Here is a 16414-nt window from a genome sequence, read left to right as displayed (position 1 = left end):
GACCGTTCCCGCACGCCCCCCGCACCCCGGCGCGGTCGGCGCCGGGGTGCGGGGGGCGGCTGAGCTCGGGGCGATGGCGTCAGGGGTTGTAGAACTTCACCTCCGGGTTGCGGGGGCTGGGCCCGTCGAGGACGGGACGGTCGGCGCCGCGCAGGTGCCGGTCGAAGTAGGCGGCCACATAGGTACGGGTGATCTTGAGCATCCGGTCGGCGCCGAAGGGCTCGCGGTCGGGCAGCCCGTAGTGCTCGGAGAGGACCGGGGTGTCCGAGAAGCTGCCGTGGTTGGCACCGACGACGGTGATCCAGCGCTTCCAGCCGCCCAGCTTCGGCCAGGTCTCGTCCCAGCTGCGGTCGAGGCCGCCGGGCCGGTGGTACTCGTCGTCGGCGCCGAGCATCACGAACGGCCTGCCGTTCAGCCCCCGGGCGGGCAGGTCCTCCCAGAAGGCGCCGTCCATGTTGAGCCCCGCGCGGACCCGCTTGTCGCCCACCATCGCGGAGGCGGCCGCCGCGCCGCCTATGGAGTGGCCCGCCATGCCGATCCGCTTCTTGTCGATCGACTTGGCCTGCTTCCAGACCGGCTTGGCGGCCGTGAGGCGGTCGAGGAGGAAGGACACGTCCTTCGCCCGGGTCTGGGTGACCAGGGCGATCGGGACGCCGTTCTCGTCGACGGCCGTGCAGGAGGCGCAGGTCAGGGTGCGCCCGTCGGGCATGGAGACGCCGTACGACTCATAGGCGTGGTCCACGGAGGCCACCACGTAGCCCCGGCTCGCCAGGTCCTCCGCGAGGTTGGTCTGGGTGAAGCGGGAGGCGCCGAAGCCCGGCGACAGCACGACCAGCGGGTGCTTCCCCTTCGCCACCGGGACGTCGACCTTGCTGTGGGTCCGCATCCGGCTCATCTGCTTCGCCGGGGTGTCGTCGGTGCCGTCCGACATCCCGAAGCCCTTCAGCATCAGCCGGGCTTCCTTCAGCGTGGAGTACCGCGCGGGGGCGCCCTTGGCCTTGCGGGACGCCGGATAGTGCATCGTGACCATCAGCTCCCGCCCGTCGGCGGTGGGCACCCAGGGGTCGGTGCGCGCACGGTCGACGAGGTGCAGGACCGTGCTCCCCACCCCGTACTTACCGGTGGGCTTGGGGAGTTGAAGAGCGCTGGCGGGGGCCGCGGGGGCCGCCGCGCGGGGCTTCGACGACTCCTGGGCGACGGCCGTGCCCGCCAGGCCCAGGGGCGCGGCGAGGGACATCGCGAGGGCGGCGGCGGTGGCCGCCCGGCTCATTCGGATCATGGGGCCACGGTAGGGGCGGCGGCCGGAGCCCGCCATCACCCTGCGGTAGCGGATCGACCCCGAGACGACTCCCACCCCAGCCCGATGGACGGTCACCCTGAAGTATCGCCCCCACCCCGAAACGTCCCTGTGGCCAAAGGTGTTCGCCCCCTACGTCTTCCGACCCGCTACCGACGGCCTTCCGGCGCCCCTCTCCCTCCCCACGGGCCCCTCCGACCGGCCTCAGACGACCACGCGGCCCCACTCCTCCGTCTCCCCCGTCTCCCCGTCTCCCCGTCTCCCCGTCGGGAGTTGGGCCGCCTGCCCCTCCCCTCTCCCCTCTCCCCTCAACCACCGTCGTCTTCCAGCCACTCCAGCAGCTCCCCCGCGCCCCGGCGCACGGCGTCCTCGGGGTCCGTGAGCCGCTCGCGGACCGCCGCGAGGTACCGGGCGGGGCAGGGGACGGCGGACGGGACGGGCTCCGGGCCGGAGTCCCGGGCGGGGTGGTCCGGGCCGGAGTCCCGGGCGGGGTGGTCCGGGCCGGAGTCCGGGGCGGGGTCCGGCGCACCGTCCCCTCCGGCGAACGCGTCGTGGATCCCGGTCCGCAGCCATTCGGCGTCCTCGTCGTCGGCCCCGGCGACCGCCCGGGCCAGGAGTCCGACGGCGGCCGCCGTCCCCACCCGGGCCAGCGCCTCCGCCGTGCGGCGGATCACCGCCGTGTCACCGGCGTCCAGCAGCAGCCCCGCCAGCGCCCCGTCCGCCGTGGGCACCCCGGCGAAGGGGGCGAGGGCCCGTCCGGCACGGGCCCTCAGCGCCCACGAAGGGGACGCGGCCCCGGTCAGGGCCCGCCTCGGCACACCACGCGTCGTCCCGGTCACCGACGGACCGTCTCACACCCACGGTCACCGGGGCGGGGGCGGACACCCCTCGTTCCCGTGGTGTCCAAGGGGCCTTTGTGAACGGGGCATTGCGGTCCCGTGGCGTGACGCGATCACATCTTGAGCGGGGCCCGCCCCGCCTCGTACGGTGAGGGAGTCAACAGCACACGGCCGTGTGCCCGAGTGGTTTAGGGACTCGCCTGCAAAGCGAGTTACGTGGGTTCGATTCCCGCCACGGCCTCCATCCGCCCGAGCGGGCGGCACGACGGCACGGACCCACCTACCCGGGTCCGTGCCGTCGCCGTTCCCGTACCCGCTTCGCGTTCCCACCCGTAGCCACCGGCATCGCGTTCCCGTGCGGGTGCCGCCCGTTCCCGGTCCCGTCCCGGTCGGCCGGACGGGGACGGGCGTCGCGCGCCGCCCGTCGGACCGGGTCGAAAACCGATCGCCCGGCGCCCGGACGCGCTGGCACGCTGCCGCCATGGACCACAGTGACCGCGCCGAGGCGCTGCTCATCGGAGGACGGGCCGGGGTCGGCAAGACGACCGTGGGGTGGGAGGTGTCGGCGCTGTTGCGCAGCGCGGCCGTCGCCCACGTCGTCGTCGACGGGGACTTCATGGCGCAGGCGCACCCGGCCCCGGAGGGCGACCCGCGCCGTTCGGAACTCGCCGAGGCCAATCTGACCGCCGTGTGGGCCAACTTCGCCCGGCGCGGCTACCACCGGCTGGTGTACACCAACACCGTCAGCGTGCTGCCCGGGTCCACCGGCATGTTCCGGCGGGCCCTGGGCCCGGGGACGCGGATCGTCCGGGTCCTCCTCACCGCCTCCGACGCCACCGTCCACGAACGGCTGACGCGCCGGGAGATCGGCTCGGAGCTGGAACGGGAACTCGCGAACAGCGCCCGCAAGGCACGTCTCCTGGAAGGGGGTTCCGATCCGGACACGGTACGGGTGGCGACGGACGGGAGGACCGTCGCCGACATCGCGAGGGAGGTCGTGGCCGCCACCGGCTGGTCCGGAACCCGGGACCGGCCGCCCCGGCCGTGACGGCCCCGCCGTGACGGCCCCCGGCACGCTCCCCCGCGCGGGGCCGGTGGCGGAACGCCCGTGGTCGGTGGCCAGCCAGACGCCCAGCCCCGGCGCCCACGGCCGGCACCGGCCCGGTGGCACCCATGACCGGCACCGGACCAGGTACGCGGCCCCGCACCGCCGCCCGGCCCGCCGAGACCCACCGTCCGGCCCGCCGAGACCCACGGCCCGGCATCAGTGGACCGCGCCCCGGCGCCGGCGGGTCCGGCCCGGCCCGGCCCCGGAGCGCGGCCCGACGGCGGTACGTGTCCGGCGACGGCACGCGGCGGAGTGGAGCGGGGCGGACGACGGCGTCCGGCCCGGCTCCGTGCCGGGCGGAGCGCCCCCGGCGGCAGTGGGCGTCCGGCCCGGCTACCCCCATGCCCCGACCGGGGTCCGGGGCCCGGACGACCGGTGGAGGGCCGCGCCCCGGCCCGTCCGGTACGGCGTCCGGCGCCGGGACGGATCCGTCCAGACGGTGACCGGGGAACGGGCGGACACCGGGTCGGTGGCCTTCAGGACGGCGCGGACCGCGTCGGAGAGCAGGCTCCGGGCGGGCGTGGTGAGACGGCGGTCCTCCGCCTCGTCCAGGTACCGGGCCCGGTGGCACAGCCAGGTGGTGAACGCCAGGGTCGAGACGTCCGCGCTGAGGGGCAGCGGTCCGGGGTCGTGCCAGTGCCAGGAGAGGACCTCGCCGGTCGGACCGTCCACCACCACGTCCGTGTCCGGCGTGAGGTGGCCGATCGGGACGAGACGGGCCGCGCCCGGGGGCAGGCCGTCCGGGTCGCCGGTGACCGGATGGACCCGGCCGTGGTGGTCGGCGAGGGTGCGCAGCGGCTGCCGGGCCGAGACGTAGGGGCCCTCCCGCTCGGGGAGTCCGATGTCCCCGAGGAAGCGGCGGGTGGGCTCGTGGGTGAGCGCGGCGGGCAGGTCCGCGTCCTCGCAGCGGGCGACCGCCCCGGCGCCGAACTCGTCGGCCAGCAGCCGTCCCGGCAGGTCCAGCCGGAGGTGCAGACCGGGCGCGGGGACCCGGGCCAGCGGGCGTATCAGGGCCGCGATCCGCCAGAACACCGGGACCGGGGCGCCGTCCAGGCCCTCGCGGAACAGGGCGAGGAGGCCGTCCCGGCTCTCGGCCGCGGCGGACGGTCCGTAGCGGGCGCCCTCCCGGCCGCCGGGCGTCCCGTACGGGTCCGGGGGCTCCGCCGCCTCGCGCACCGCCCGTTCGAAGCGGAGCAGGGTGGGGAGGTCGGGGGCGAGCGGCTCGGCGGGGGCCGGGTCCCGGACGCCGTACCGGACGGTCCCCGAACGGAACGGATCAGGGCGGACGGGGCGCGGAGCCAGGTACGGAACGCCGGTGGCACCGTCCAGGACGACGAGGAACCCCGGTCCGTGCTCGCGGAGTTCACCGATGACGACGAGCGGTGCGTCCCCGGCTCCCGGCGGACGCCCCTCCTCCCCCGCCGGGTGCCACGGCGCCACCCGTTCCCCGCGCGGGTGCCCCGCTTCCGCCGGGGCTCCCCCGGCCGCCGGGACGGCCCCGGCCGTCGCGTCGGGTGGCGGCCCGGGCCACGCGGGGACGGCGCGCGGCGGGCCGAAGGTGAACAAGTGCCCCCGCCCCCGGGGCAGTCCGTCCCGGAGGAGGTGGCGCCGGGTGGCCCGGTGGGTGAGGGAGGGCGGCAGCTCCGTCCCGGTGAACCTGAGCGTCTCGGTCGTGGCCATGGAACCCCCCGTGGCGTGTCGACGAACGGCCGGGCCCACGGCGGCGGTCGCCCGGCCGTGACCCATCGCCTTCGACGGTACGCGCCACCACTGACAGCCACCCCCGACGAGGACGGTGGCGGGGACGGCGGCCCCCCGTCCCAGCGGACGGTGAGGGTCCGTCAGCCCGTCGGGCTGGTGACCACCGCGGCCTGGGGGCGGATCGGTAGCCGGGCCACCGGGCGGCCGGTCGCCGCGCGGACGGCGGAGGCGATGGCGGCGGGGCTGGTGACCACCGGCACCGCGCTGACGGCCTTCGCGCCGAACGGGGCGACGACGTCCCGTTCCTCGATCAGGCTGACGATCCGGATGTCCGGGGCGTCGAGGGCGGTGGGCAGGACGTACCCGGTGAGGTCGGGGTGGCGGACCAGGCCCCGGGGGGTGCGCAGGTTCTCGGTGAGGGCGGCGCCGAGGCCCTGGGTGACCCCGGCCTCGATGCGGGCCCTGAGCTGCGCCGGGTTGAGGACGCGGCCCACGTCCTGGGCGACCGCGAGTTCCACGACCCGGATGGAGCCGAGTTCGACGTCCACGTCGACGACGGCGCGGATCGCGCAGAACGCGAGGCCCACGAAGGCGTCGCCCTGGCCGTGCTCGTCGAGGGGTTCGGTGGGGTGCGGGCGGCACTGGGCGGTGGCCCACAGCTCCTTGCCGTCGAGGGCCTCGGTGACGGTGGTGGACAGCACCCCGTCATAGGAGGTGATCTTCCCGTCGGCGATCTGGAGGAGTTCGGTGGACATCCCGAACTTGTGGGCCAGCGGCTGGAGGAGCTGGGTGCGGACCATCTTGGCGGCCCGTTCCACGGCGCCGCCGGAGACCCAGGTGTGCCGTCCCCGGCAGGCCGCTCCGGCGGGCGGCTGGTCGGTGTCGACGGGGGCGATGTGCACCTCGTCGACGCCCAGGACCTCCTGGACGATCTGCCGGGCGAGGGTGCTGAAGCCCTGGCCGGTCTCGACGGCGGCGCAGATGACGGTGGCGGCGCCGTCCTGGACCTTGACGGTGGCGGTGGAGACCTCGTCGGTGCCCTCGGCGCCGAGCATGTGGACCATGCCGAGGCCGTAGCCGACGCCCCGGCGGACCGCGGAGGGGTCCCCGGCGCCCTCCGGGCCGCCGGGCAGCAGCCACTCGTCCTCGGGGGTGTCCATGGGCAGCGGCGGCAGCGGGGCCTCGCGGACGGCGGTGAGGAGTTCGGCGACGGGGGCCGGGCAGGTGACGGTCTGCCCGGTGGGCAGGACGTCCCCGGTGGCGAGGACGTTGCGCATCCGTACCTCGGCCGGGTCGGCGCCGAGCTTGCGGGCCAGCTTGTCCATCTGGGCCTCGTAGGCGGCGCACACCTGGAGGGCGCCCTCGCCGCGCACGTGCCCGGAGGGCGGGTTGTTGGTGCGCACCGCCCAGCCCTCGACGAACGCGTTGGGCACCACGTAGGGGCCGCACGCGAAGGAGACGGCGGCGGCCAGCGCCTCGGCGGAGGTGTCGGCGTAGGCGCCCGCGTCGAGGAGCACCTGTGCCTCGACCTTGACCAGGCGGCCCTCCTCGTCGGCGTGGTGGCGGTAGCGCAGCAGGGTGGGGTGGCGGTGGGCGTGGCCGAGGAAGGACTCCTCGCGGGTGGCGGTCAGCTTGACCGGGCAGCCCGTCTTCAGGGCGAGCAGTCCGAGGGGGAGCTGGAAGCCGGGGTCGTCGCGGTCGGCGGTGGCGCCGGGCACTCCGGTGACGACGACCTTGACGCGTTCGGGGTCGAGTCCGTAGCAGGCGGCGGCGAGGTCGCGGTCCCCGTGCGGGTCGGTGGAGGCCACGTACAGTTCGACGCCGCCGTCGGGGCGCGGCACGGCCAGTCCGGCCTCGGCGCCGATGGGGGCGGGGTCCTGGCGGCCGACCCGGTAGACGCCCTCGACGACGACGGCGCCGGTCGCCCCGGGGTCGCCGTGGCTCAGCGGGATGTGGCGGATGAGGTTGCCGTCGGGGTGCAGGGGTTCGGCGGAGAACGCCTGCTCGGGGTCGGTGACGGGGTCGAGGATCTCGTACTCGACGAGGACGGCGGCGGCGGCCATCCGCGCGGTGTCGGGGTGGTCGGCGGCGACGGCGGCGATGGGCTCGCCGTGGTGGCGCACGATCTCGGAGGCGAACACGGGACGGTCCTGGACGCGGCGTCCGTGGACGGTCCGGCCGGGGACGTCCTGGTGGGTGACGACGGCGCGGACGCCGGGCATCACGCGCGCGTGGGACGTGTCGATCGAGACGATGCGGGCGTGCGGGTGCGGGGAGCGCAGCACCGCCGCCCACAGCAGTCCCTCGGCCCACAGGTCGGCCGCGTAGGGGAAGGTGCCCTCGGTCTTGGCGCGCGCGTGGGGCGACGGCAGGGAGGAACCGATGCCGTGCGGCGGGCCGTCGGGGGCGGGCGCGGGACTGGCGGAGGTGGTGACCATGGACGCCGCTTCGTTGCTCACGCCGGGGCTCCGTCCTGGCCGTACGGCCCGTAGGGCTCGTGGGCCGCGGGGTTGACGCCGCCCGCGCCGGGGCCCGCCTGGTGCGGGATGCGGGGTTCCCCGGCGGCGCCGGGGACGGACGGGGCGCCGGGGAACCCGTCGCCGGGCTCCCCGGGGGGCGCGGCGGATCCGGGTTCCGGTTCGGCGGCGCGGGCCTCGCGTTCGGCGACGACCTCGCGGACGGCCTCCAGGACGCCCCGGTAGCCGGAGCAGCGGCAGAGGTTGCCGCAGAGCGCCTGGCGGGCCTCCCGGTCGGAGGGGTCGGGGTTGCCCTCCAGCAGGTCGTGCACGGTCATCGCCATGCCGGGCACGCAGAAACCGCACTGCACGGCGCCGCAGCGGGCCAGGGCCCGTTGGACGTCGGAGGGGTGGCCGTCGGCGGCGAGGCCCTCCACGGTGCGGATCTCGCTGCCCGCGGTGGTGGCGGCGGGCACCAGGCAGGAGGCGACGAGACGCCCGTCGACCTGGACGTTGCAGGCCCCGCACTCGCCCTGGGAGCAGCCGTCCTTGGCGCCCGCGAGGCCGAGCCGTTCCCGCAGCACGTAGAGCAGCGATTCGCCGATCCACGCCTCGGTGACGGGCCGCTCCACGCCGTTGACGCGCAGGGCGTAGGAGATCACGGGGTGTTCGTCGTGGTGGATGACGGGCAGCGGGTCCGCCGGGGGGGCGTCGGCTCCGGGGGGCGTCGGCTCCGGGTCGGTGCCGTCGCCCTCCCCGGACACGGGCTCCGGGGCACCGGCCCCGGACCCGCCGTCGTGATCGTGGTCGTGATCGTGGCCGTGCGGGTCGGCGTCGCCGGGGTGCTGGGCGTCACCAGGGTGCTGGATGTCGCCGGGGTGCTGGGCGTCGCCGTCCGCGTCTTCGGCCAGGTCGGAGGCGACGGCTTCCGACGGGTCCGGTGCGGGCTCCGGCTCCGGGGCCGTCTCCGGGGCGTCGTCGGCCGGTCCGGCCGTGGCGTCGGGGGCCACGGAGTCCGCGTGGTCCACGGGGCTCTGGGGAGGCGTTCCCGGGCCCGTGGCCGGTTCGGCGGGGTGGTGGGCCTCCGGGGCGTCGAACGCCTCCCGGGGGGCCTCCTCGCCGCCCTGGACGGGGAACGGGCCGTCGGGCGCCGGGTAGGCGTCGGGGACGGAGGGCGCGGGGTCCGGATGACCGGCGGCCTGGGGCGCCGCGTCCGGGCCGTGGCCGGGGGCGCCGGTGACGCCGTCGGGGGACCCGTGGTTCCCGGGGGCGGGCTCCGTGCCGTGCGCCGGGGTGCCGTACTCCGGGGCCGGGTCCGGCTGGGGCCAGGCGGGGTCCGGGCCGGTGGCCCAGGGCGCGGGGGCGCCGCCGGGCAGGGTGGCGGGCGGGGCGCCCCACTGGGAGGCCAGCGTGGAGGTGGTGAACTCGCCGGACTCGTCCGGCAGATCGCTCTCGGCCAGCGGGATGGACCACTGTCCGGTGGCGCCCTGGGTGGGCTGCGGGGCGCGCACCTCGTCCGGGAACGACCAGTGGGCGGTCTGTCCGGGGTCGTAGCCGCCGGTGCCGGACGCGGGGTGGCCCGGCGCGGGGTCGTGCCCGGACGGCGTCCCGTGGTCGTGCGCGGGGTCGTCGCCGGGTGCGGGGAAGTGGCCGGTGTCCTCGCCCTGGACGGGGAAGCGGCCGGTGTCGTACCCGGTGTCGTGGCCCGGTGCGGCGGGCCACTCGGCGGAGCCGTGCGGGACCCAGTCGGCGGCGCGGGGCCCGGCCTCCGGGGCGGTGGCGATCGGCGGCGGGACGTACCCGTGGCCGGGCGCGGCCAGCGGGGAGCCGCCCGGCAGGTCGAGGAAGCCCTCGGGGAGCTGGACGAAGGCGGTGGCGTCGGCGCCCGCCTCGGGGTCGTGGTCGCCGCGCGGGATCGGCTCCCAGCCGCCCGCGCCGCGCTGTCCTTCGGTCACGACAGTGCCCTCCCCAGTGCTCGTCGGGCCAGCACCGCGACGGTGCGCCGCAGGTGGAGTACGGCGGGCGGCAGCGGCGGCGAGACGCCGTCCGCGTCGGGCGCCGCGTCGGGGACGCAGGCCGCGGCCACGTACTCGCCGAACGCTTCGAGGGCCTCGGGGGCCAGGGTGCGGCTGCCGTCCCAGTCGATCAGGGAGGCCACCCAGCGCTCGGCGTCGAGGGGGCGCAGCGGCATCGGCGCGACGGCGCCCACCGCGCAGCGCACCCCGCGCCGGGCCGGGTCCAGGACCAGGGCGACGGAGGCGGTGGCGCGGCCGGGGCCGGTGCGGCCGGTGGCCTTGAGGAAGACCTGCGGGGCGTGCAGCAGCGGGACCCGTACGTAGCCGATGAGTTCGCCGCCGCCGAGCCCGTCCATGCCCGCGAGGAGGTGCGAGACGGGGATCTCCCGGCGGGCGCCGCCGGGTCCGGCGGCGACCACGGTGGCTTCGAGGGCGGCGAGCACGGGCAGCGCGTCGCCGGTCGGGGCGCCGGTGGCGATGTTGCCGCCGAGGGTGCCCGCGTTGCGGATCTGGGGCGGTCCGGCGGCGCGCGCGGCGGCGGCCAGGGCGGGGATCAGCGCGGCGAAGTCGGGGCGGCCCATGCGGGCGTGGGTGAGTCCGGCGCCGAGGAGGGCGTGCCCGTCCTGGTACTGCCAGCCACGGATCTCGCTGATGCGGCCGAGGCCGACGAGCGCGGCGGGGCGCAGCTGGCCGGAGTTGACCGCGGCCATCAGGTCCGTGCCGCCCGCGACGGGTACGGCGGCGGGCGTCCCGGCGAGTACCGCGACCGCTTCGTCGAGTGTGCCCGGCAGCGTCACGGAGCGCGCCGCCCGCGGTGCGTGCGTGGTCAAACCGGCTGTCCCTTCCCGCTGTCCCGCCCGGTCGTCCTGTGGGCCGTACGGTACGTGCTCACCGACCGGACGTGGCAACTCTGGCACATCTTCACCGGAGCCCGACGCGGGGGTCCGCTAGGAGGTTTTCCTCCGAACTCCGGGGGAATGGTCCAGTTTCTGGGCTTGTTGGCGACATGCTCGCGTTGCCACTCTTTTGGCGGGAGACCTCCGCCGTCGCGGTGGAGCCTGGTGGAGCGCGGCGGAAGGACGCCGTCCGCCCGGAACGACCGCGCCGGGGCCGGTCGGAGGCGGGCCGGAGGCCGTTCCGGGCGCGGTCCGGCACCGGACGGCCACCGGTCCGGGGGCGGCGGCGCGACGGCGGCGGCCCGTACGGGCGGCGCCTCCCGTCGCGCTCCGGACACGCCCCGGACACGCCCCCGAAACACCGCGGGGCGGTCACCCTGAGGTGACCGCCCCGGGCGGGAAACTCACACGTTCGGCGGCGGGCCCTCGATCGGACGGCCGATCAGACCGGGCCGGCGCTGCCACGGCAGCGGACCGCCGGGCGGCCGGTACTGGACGCCGAGCGCGTCCAGCCGCCGGTAGTGCTCCGTCATCCGGGCCTCGAAACCGGCGAAGTCCCGGTCGGCGGAGGCGGGCAGCTCGCTCCAGGCGACCTCGGCGAACGCGGCCAGCCGGGGGAAGACCTGGTAGTCGATCCGGGAGGCGCTCTCCATCACCTCGGTCCACACGTTGGCCTGGGTGCCGAGGACGTGCCGGGCCTCCTCGGGGGTCAGCTCCGGCGGCACCGGCTCGAAGCGGTAGACGTCCTCCAGGGTGCGGACGAAACCGATCGGCACCGGCTCCTCGGGGGCCCCGTGCTGGCGGTGGTCCAGGTAGACCTGCTGCTCCGGGCACATGACGACGTCGTGTCCGGCGCGGGCGGCGGTGATGCCGCCGCCGTAGCCGCGCCAGGAGGAGACCGCCGCGCCGGGCGCCAGACCGCCTTCGAGGATCTCGTCCCAGCCGATGAGACGGCGTCCCCGGGCGGCGACCCAGGTGTCGAAGTGGCGGATGAACCAGGACTGCAGCTCGTCCTCGTCCTTCAGCCCCAGTTCCTTCATCCGGGCCTGGGCGGCCGGGGACTCGCGCCACTGGTCCTTGGGGCACTCGTCGCCGCCGATGTGGAGGAAGGGCGCGGTCTCGGCCGGGAAGAGGTCGAGCACCTCCTCCAGGACGCCCTCGAAGAAGCGGAGGGTGTGCTCGGTGGGGGCGAGGACGTTGGGGCTGACGCCCCAGTTGTCCCACACGGTGAGGGCGGCGGTGTCGACGACGTCGGTGTTGCCCAGCTCCGGGTAGGCCGTGATGGCGGCCTGCGAGTGGCCCGGGATATCGATCTCGGGGATCACCCGGATGTGCCGGGCGGCGGCGTAGGCGACGATCTCGCGGATGTCGTCCTGGGTGTAGAAGCCGCCGTGCGGCTTGTCGTCCCAGAGCGGGGAGGCGCGGTGGCCCCACTTGGTGCGCGAGCGCCAGGCGCCCGCCTCGGTGAGCTTGGGGTAGCGCTTGATCTCGACGCGCCAGCCCTGGTCGTCGGTGAGGTGGAAGTGGAAGACGTTCAGCTTGTGCGCGGCCATCAGGTCCAGGTAGCGCAGCACGCCCTCCTTGGGCGTGAAGTGGCGCGACACGTCCAGCATCATGCCCCGCCAGCCGAACCGGGGCGCGTCCTCGACGGTGACCGGGGGCAGCGTCCAGACGCGCTCCGGGTCGAGCGGGGCGCGGCGGTGGGCGTCGGCGCCGAGGAGCTGGCGCAGGGTCTGGGCGCCCCAGAACACCCCGGCCGGGCCGCCGCCCTCGATCCGGGTGACGGGCGCGGCGACGGTCAGCCGGTAGCCCTCCTCCGGCAGCGCGGGGTCGAGGGCCAGGACCACGCGGTCGATCCGGCCGTCACCGCCGCCCTCCGCGCCCGGGTACGCCTCGCCCAGCGGGAGCCCGGTCGCCGGGCCCAGGTGGGTGCGCAGCCAGCGGGCGGTGGTCTCCGTGCCCGGCCCGGTCTCCAGCAGGGTCCCGGTGTGCAGCGCGAGGGGCTCCCCCTCGGCGCGCTCCCGCCGCAGCGGGGCGGGGATCAGGGCCCCGTCCGCCGTGGGGGCGTCCTTGGGGGTCCCGTCGGTCGCCTGGTCGTCCGTCATCACGTCACCCGTTCCCGAGTCGGTGGTGGGTCCGCTCGTGTTCGTCTGTCGTCTGTCGTTGGTTGTCAATCGTGGCCGCCGGTCGTCGGCCGCCGGTCGGCCGCCGTCCGTGGTCCGGCCGCCCGTCACGGGGCGTTTGGCCCTCGCGAGGGCCGTCACGGTCCCGGACGCTCCACGGCCCGGCGGGCCGCGGGGGCTCGCCGGGGGCGCGTGGAACGGTTCCGTCCGCCCCGGCGCGGGGCGGTGTGGACAGGTGTCAGTCCTTGACGGCTCCCCCCAGTCCGGACACCAGTCGGCGCTGGACCAGGACGAAGAAGACCAGGACCGGAATCGTCATCACTGTAGACGCCGCCATGATGCCGCCCCAGTCGTTCTCGTCCGGCTTGAAGAAGACGAGCAGCGCCATGGGCAGGGTGGACTGCGAGGTGTCGCTGATGATGAAGGACTTGGCGAAGAGGAAGTCGTTCCAGGCGGAGATGAACGAGAAGACGCTCGTCGCCACCAGGCCCGGGAAGACCAGCGGGAAGAGGATCTGCCAGAGGAACCGGCTGCGGCTCGCCCCGTCGAGGGCGGCGGCCTCCTCCAGGGCCTCCGGGACGGCCTTGACGAAGCCCCGCAGCATCCAGATCGCGAAGGGCAGCGAGAAGGCGATGTGCGGCAGGATCAGCGCGCCCAGGGTGTTGAGCTGGTTGAGGTCCCGCATCAGGAAGAACAGCGGGATCGCCAGGCCCTCGACCGGCACCATCTGCGCGACCAGGAACATGATCAGCAGGGTGGTGCGGAACTTGAAGCGGAAGCGCGTCACGGCGGTCGCCGCGAGGAACGCGATCACGGCGGAGACCAGGACGACGGTGACCGCCACGATCAGGCTGTTGAGGAAGTAGCGGCCGAACTCCTGCTGCCCGAAGAGCCGCTGGAAGGAGTCCAGCGAGGGGTTGAGCGTCCAGGGCCGGGGCTCCGTCGACTCGATCTCCCCGGCGGGCTTGAACGCCGACAGGACCATCCAGTACAGGGGGAACGCGACCACCACGGCGACGACCAGCGCCGTCAGCTCGGCGGCCAGCCGCCAGGGGCGGCGGATCAGCCCGGCACCGGGCAGCCGGCGCGGTCGCCCGGCCGCCGCGTCCTTGCCGGTGACCACGGCGGCCGGGGCCGCGTCCTTCGTGACGGTCGCGGTGGCCGCGTCCTTCACGGTGGTCCCGGCGGCCACGGCCTTCGCCGTGGTCCCGGCGGCCGGGGAACCGGCCGCGCGGTCCGCGGCGGTGGGCGCGGGGGCGTCCTCGCGCGGGGCGTCCGGGTGGCCTCCGCCACCCACGGCGGTGCCGCTCACAGTTCCTCCCCCTGGCGCCGCAGCAGCCGCAGATAGACGAGCGTGACCACCAGCAGGATCAGCAGCATGACCACGCCGATGGCGGAGCCGAGGCTGTACTGGGAGGACGCGAACGCCTTTTGGTACGCGTACACGTTGAGGACCATGTTCTGGCCGGCGATGCCGCCGCCGTTGGTCATCACGTAGATCTGGGTGAAGACCTTGAAGTCCCAGATGATGGACTGGATGGTGACGATCACCAGGATCGGGCGCAGCATCGGCGCGAGCACCGACCGCCAGATCCGCCACTGTGAGGCGCCGTCCAGGGAGGCCGCCTCCAGCACCTCGGTGGGCACCGCGCGGATGCCCGCGTAGACGGTGACCATCACGAACGGGAACGAGCACCAGACGACCTCGAACAGCACCAGCGCGAAGGCGCTGAACCGTCCGTAGGTCCAGGAGAAGTCGCCGAGTCCGAAGAGCTTGTTGACCGGACCGAAGTCGGGGTCGAAGAGGAACATCCACACCGTGGAGCCGGTGACCGCGGGGGTCGCCCAGGCACCGAGCGCCGCCATCATCAGGACGAACCGGGGCACCGCCCGGATCCGGGTGAGCAGCACGGCCAGCGCGCAGCCGACGGCGAGGGTGGACACCACGCAGGCCGTGGCGAACAGCACGGTGGCGAGGAGCACCTGCCAGAACTGTTCGTCGCGGAACAGGGTGACGTAGTTGTCCAGGCCCTTGAAGGTGGCCGGTTCGCCACCGCTGACCTGCGACTGGGTGTACTCCAGCAGGGATATCAGCCCGAGCTGGTAGATGGGGTAGGCGAGCAGCGCGGCCAGGATGACCAGGGCGGGCGCGAGGTACAGCCACGGGGTCCAGCCGGAGCGGCCGGGGCGCAGGGCCGACCCGCGGGCGCCGGACCGGTCAGGTCGGCGCCCGCGCCCGCGGGCCGCCACGGAGGGCTCGTCCACGGTGGTGTCGTGCGTCATGGGTCAGGACTCTCGGTTCAGCCTACGGAGGTGAAGGCGTCGTCCATCTTCTTCGCCGCGTCCTTGGAGGCCGCGTCGACGTCCTTGCGGCCGCTGACGACCTCCTGGAACATCGTCGGCAGCACCAGGGAGGCGTCGATCTGCCCCCAGGCGGGCGAGGCGGGGACGAACTTGGCGCCCGCGGCGAGGGTGTCGATGAAGGGCTTGATGAACGGCTTCTTGGAGGCCGCGTCCTGGCGGACGTCGGTGAAGGTCGGCAGGAAGCCCATCGCGTCGAACAGGCTCGCCTGGGTCTTCTTGCCCGCCAGTTCCTTGACGAGGTCCACGGCCAGGCTGCGGCGCTCGGTGCTCTTGAGGACGCCGAGGTTGTTCCCGCCCGCGAAGGCCGGGGCGATCTCGCCCTCCTTGACGCCGGGCAGCGGGACGACCGCGTACTTGCCCTTGACCTTGCCCGCCTCGACGGCCGCGTGGCTGAAGTCGCCGCCGATCGCCATGCCGGCCTTCCCGGACGCGAAGGCGGTGACGGTGTCGTTGCCGCCCATGCCCGCGCACTTGGCGGCCGGACAGTTGTCGTCGCCGAAGAGGGAGGTGTACGCCTTGATGCCCTTCTGGGCCTCGGCGCTGTTGAGGGCGGAGGTGTACTTGTCGCCGCTCTTGGTGGCGATCTCGCCGCCGTTGGACCACAGGAACGGCATGGCGCCGTAGGTGTAGGCGCCGCCGACCGCGAGGCCGTACAGCTCCGGCTTGGCCTTGCGGATCTTCTTGGCGGTGCTGATCAGCTCGGCCTGCGTCTTGGGGACGTCGAGCTTCAGCTCCTTGAGGACGTCCGTGCGGTAGTACAGGGCGCGGACGCCGACGAAGTAGGGGGCGCCGTACACCTTGCCGTCGACGGTGACCGACTCGCGGGCGGCGGGGGCGGTGTCCTTGCCGTCGTCCCAGGCGCCGAACTCCTTGGTGATGTCGGCGAGGCCGCCGTCCTTCACGTAACCGGCGGTGTCGGTGTTGCCGTACTCGATGACGTCCGGGGCGCTCTTCGGGTCGTTGAACGCGGCCTTGATCTTCTCGGCGCGGGTCTCGACGGGGATGTACTCGATCTTGACGTCGGCACCGTCGTTGGCCTTCTTGAACGCGGCGACCGCGTCGTTGACGACCTTCTCCTTGGGCCCGTTGTTGACCTCCTGGAAGAGCCAGACCCGCAGCGTGCCGGTCTTCTCGTCCTTGCCGGAGCCGCCGCCCGAGGACTGCGGGGCGCAGGCCGTGGCGGTGAGGGCGGCGACGGTCAGGGCGGCGAGGGCGGCGGACCGTCGGCGCTGGGCGGGCGTCGCCCGGTTCACGAACTTCTGCGGGAGCTTCATCGAGCGGTCCTCCGAGTTCACGTTGCAATATGTGCAACGAGTGTTTCGCGGTGCACAACACAACGGAGGCTAGGGCGGTTCCCGGGGTTCATCAAGGGTTCGACGGACGGTCTCAACCAGTCCGTGACCGGCGGAAGCAAGGGACGCAACGGAGTGGGGTGATTTGCGGCATTTTCCGGCCGACAGGTCTGGACCATTGGGGACAGGTCTCCCCGGCGCGAGGGTGTCGGGGGGTGCGGAGCGCCCGACCCGGAGCCGGGGGCGGACCTCCCGGCGCGGGGGCGGGGCGCGGGGGCGCGGCCTGGCGGGGGACGGATCACTGCGGCGTCATCCGGACCCGC

Annotated in this window: 11 protein-coding genes and 1 tRNA gene; 2 read left to right on the top strand and 10 right to left on the bottom strand. The window is 74.9% G+C overall.

All coding sequences use genetic code 11. The annotated features are described in order from the left end of the window. Positions 1 to 79: 79 nt before the first annotated feature. Both ACVWNX_RS22220 and ACVWNX_RS22215 read right to left on the bottom strand, forming a co-directional pair. On the bottom strand, positions 80 to 1279 hold the full coding sequence (locus ACVWNX_RS22220; protein ID WP_454409326.1) for an alpha/beta hydrolase family protein: 1200 nt from the start codon (positions 1277 to 1279) through the stop codon (positions 80 to 82). 326 nt (positions 1280 to 1605) lie between these two features. Continuing rightward, on the bottom strand, positions 1606 to 2136 hold the full coding sequence (locus tag ACVWNX_RS22215) for a HEAT repeat domain-containing protein (protein ID WP_454409324.1): 531 nt from the start codon (positions 2134 to 2136) through the stop codon (positions 1606 to 1608). 169 nt (positions 2137 to 2305) lie between these two features. Here ACVWNX_RS22215 and ACVWNX_RS22210 point away from each other — a divergent pair. Both ACVWNX_RS22210 and ACVWNX_RS22205 read left to right on the top strand, forming a co-directional pair. Then, positions 2306 to 2380, top strand: a tRNA-Cys gene (locus tag ACVWNX_RS22210). A gap of 237 nt (positions 2381 to 2617) precedes the next feature. Next, a complete protein-coding gene (locus tag ACVWNX_RS22205; RefSeq protein WP_454409323.1) occupies positions 2618 to 3184 on the top strand; it encodes a nucleoside/nucleotide kinase family protein in 567 nt (188 codons plus the stop codon). 393 nt (positions 3185 to 3577) lie between these two features. Here ACVWNX_RS22205 and ACVWNX_RS22200 read toward each other — a convergent pair whose 3' ends face one another. From ACVWNX_RS22200 to ACVWNX_RS22165, 8 genes are all read right to left on the bottom strand, one after another. Next, the gene (locus ACVWNX_RS22200; RefSeq protein ID WP_454409322.1) at positions 3578 to 4924 is read right to left on the bottom strand and encodes an SUKH-4 family immunity protein; all 1347 of its coding nucleotides are present in this window, start codon (positions 4922 to 4924) and stop codon (positions 3578 to 3580) included. A gap of 161 nt (positions 4925 to 5085) precedes the next feature. Next, positions 5086 to 7404, bottom strand: a complete 2319-nt coding sequence (locus ACVWNX_RS22195; protein WP_454409320.1) for a xanthine dehydrogenase family protein molybdopterin-binding subunit — start codon at positions 7402 to 7404, stop codon at positions 5086 to 5088. Next, positions 7401 to 9356, bottom strand: a complete 1956-nt coding sequence (locus tag ACVWNX_RS22190; protein WP_454409318.1) for a (2Fe-2S)-binding protein — start codon at positions 9354 to 9356, stop codon at positions 7401 to 7403. The genes ACVWNX_RS22195 and ACVWNX_RS22190 overlap by 4 nt, the downstream gene beginning before the upstream one ends. After that, positions 9353 to 10246 carry an FAD binding domain-containing protein gene (locus ACVWNX_RS22185; protein ID WP_454409317.1) on the bottom strand — a complete coding sequence of 298 codons (894 nt, stop codon included), beginning with the start codon at positions 10244 to 10246 and terminating at the stop codon, positions 9353 to 9355. The genes ACVWNX_RS22190 and ACVWNX_RS22185 overlap by 4 nt, the downstream gene beginning before the upstream one ends. 470 nt (positions 10247 to 10716) lie before the next feature. Continuing rightward, the gene (locus ACVWNX_RS22180; RefSeq protein WP_454409316.1) at positions 10717 to 12417 is read right to left on the bottom strand and encodes a beta-N-acetylhexosaminidase; all 1701 of its coding nucleotides are present in this window, start codon (positions 12415 to 12417) and stop codon (positions 10717 to 10719) included. Between the two features lie 256 nt (positions 12418 to 12673). Beyond that, complete coding sequence (locus tag ACVWNX_RS22175) at positions 12674 to 13516, bottom strand: carbohydrate ABC transporter permease (RefSeq protein WP_454414882.1); 843 nt, start codon at positions 13514 to 13516, stop codon at positions 12674 to 12676. 227 nt (positions 13517 to 13743) lie between these two features. Then, complete coding sequence (locus ACVWNX_RS22170; protein ID WP_454409315.1) at positions 13744 to 14718, bottom strand: carbohydrate ABC transporter permease; 975 nt, start codon at positions 14716 to 14718, stop codon at positions 13744 to 13746. Positions 14719 to 14735: 17 nt separating this feature from the next. After that, entirely contained in the window at positions 14736 to 16073 is a 1338-nt protein-coding gene (locus ACVWNX_RS22165) for an extracellular solute-binding protein (protein ID WP_454414881.1), read from the bottom strand. Between the last annotated feature and the right edge of the window lie 341 nt (positions 16074 to 16414).

Source organism: Streptomyces sp. JNUCC 64 (genome assembly GCF_054484115.1).
Note: the sequence above shows the minus strand (reverse complement) of the source record. Positions and strands in the feature narration are given on the sequence as shown.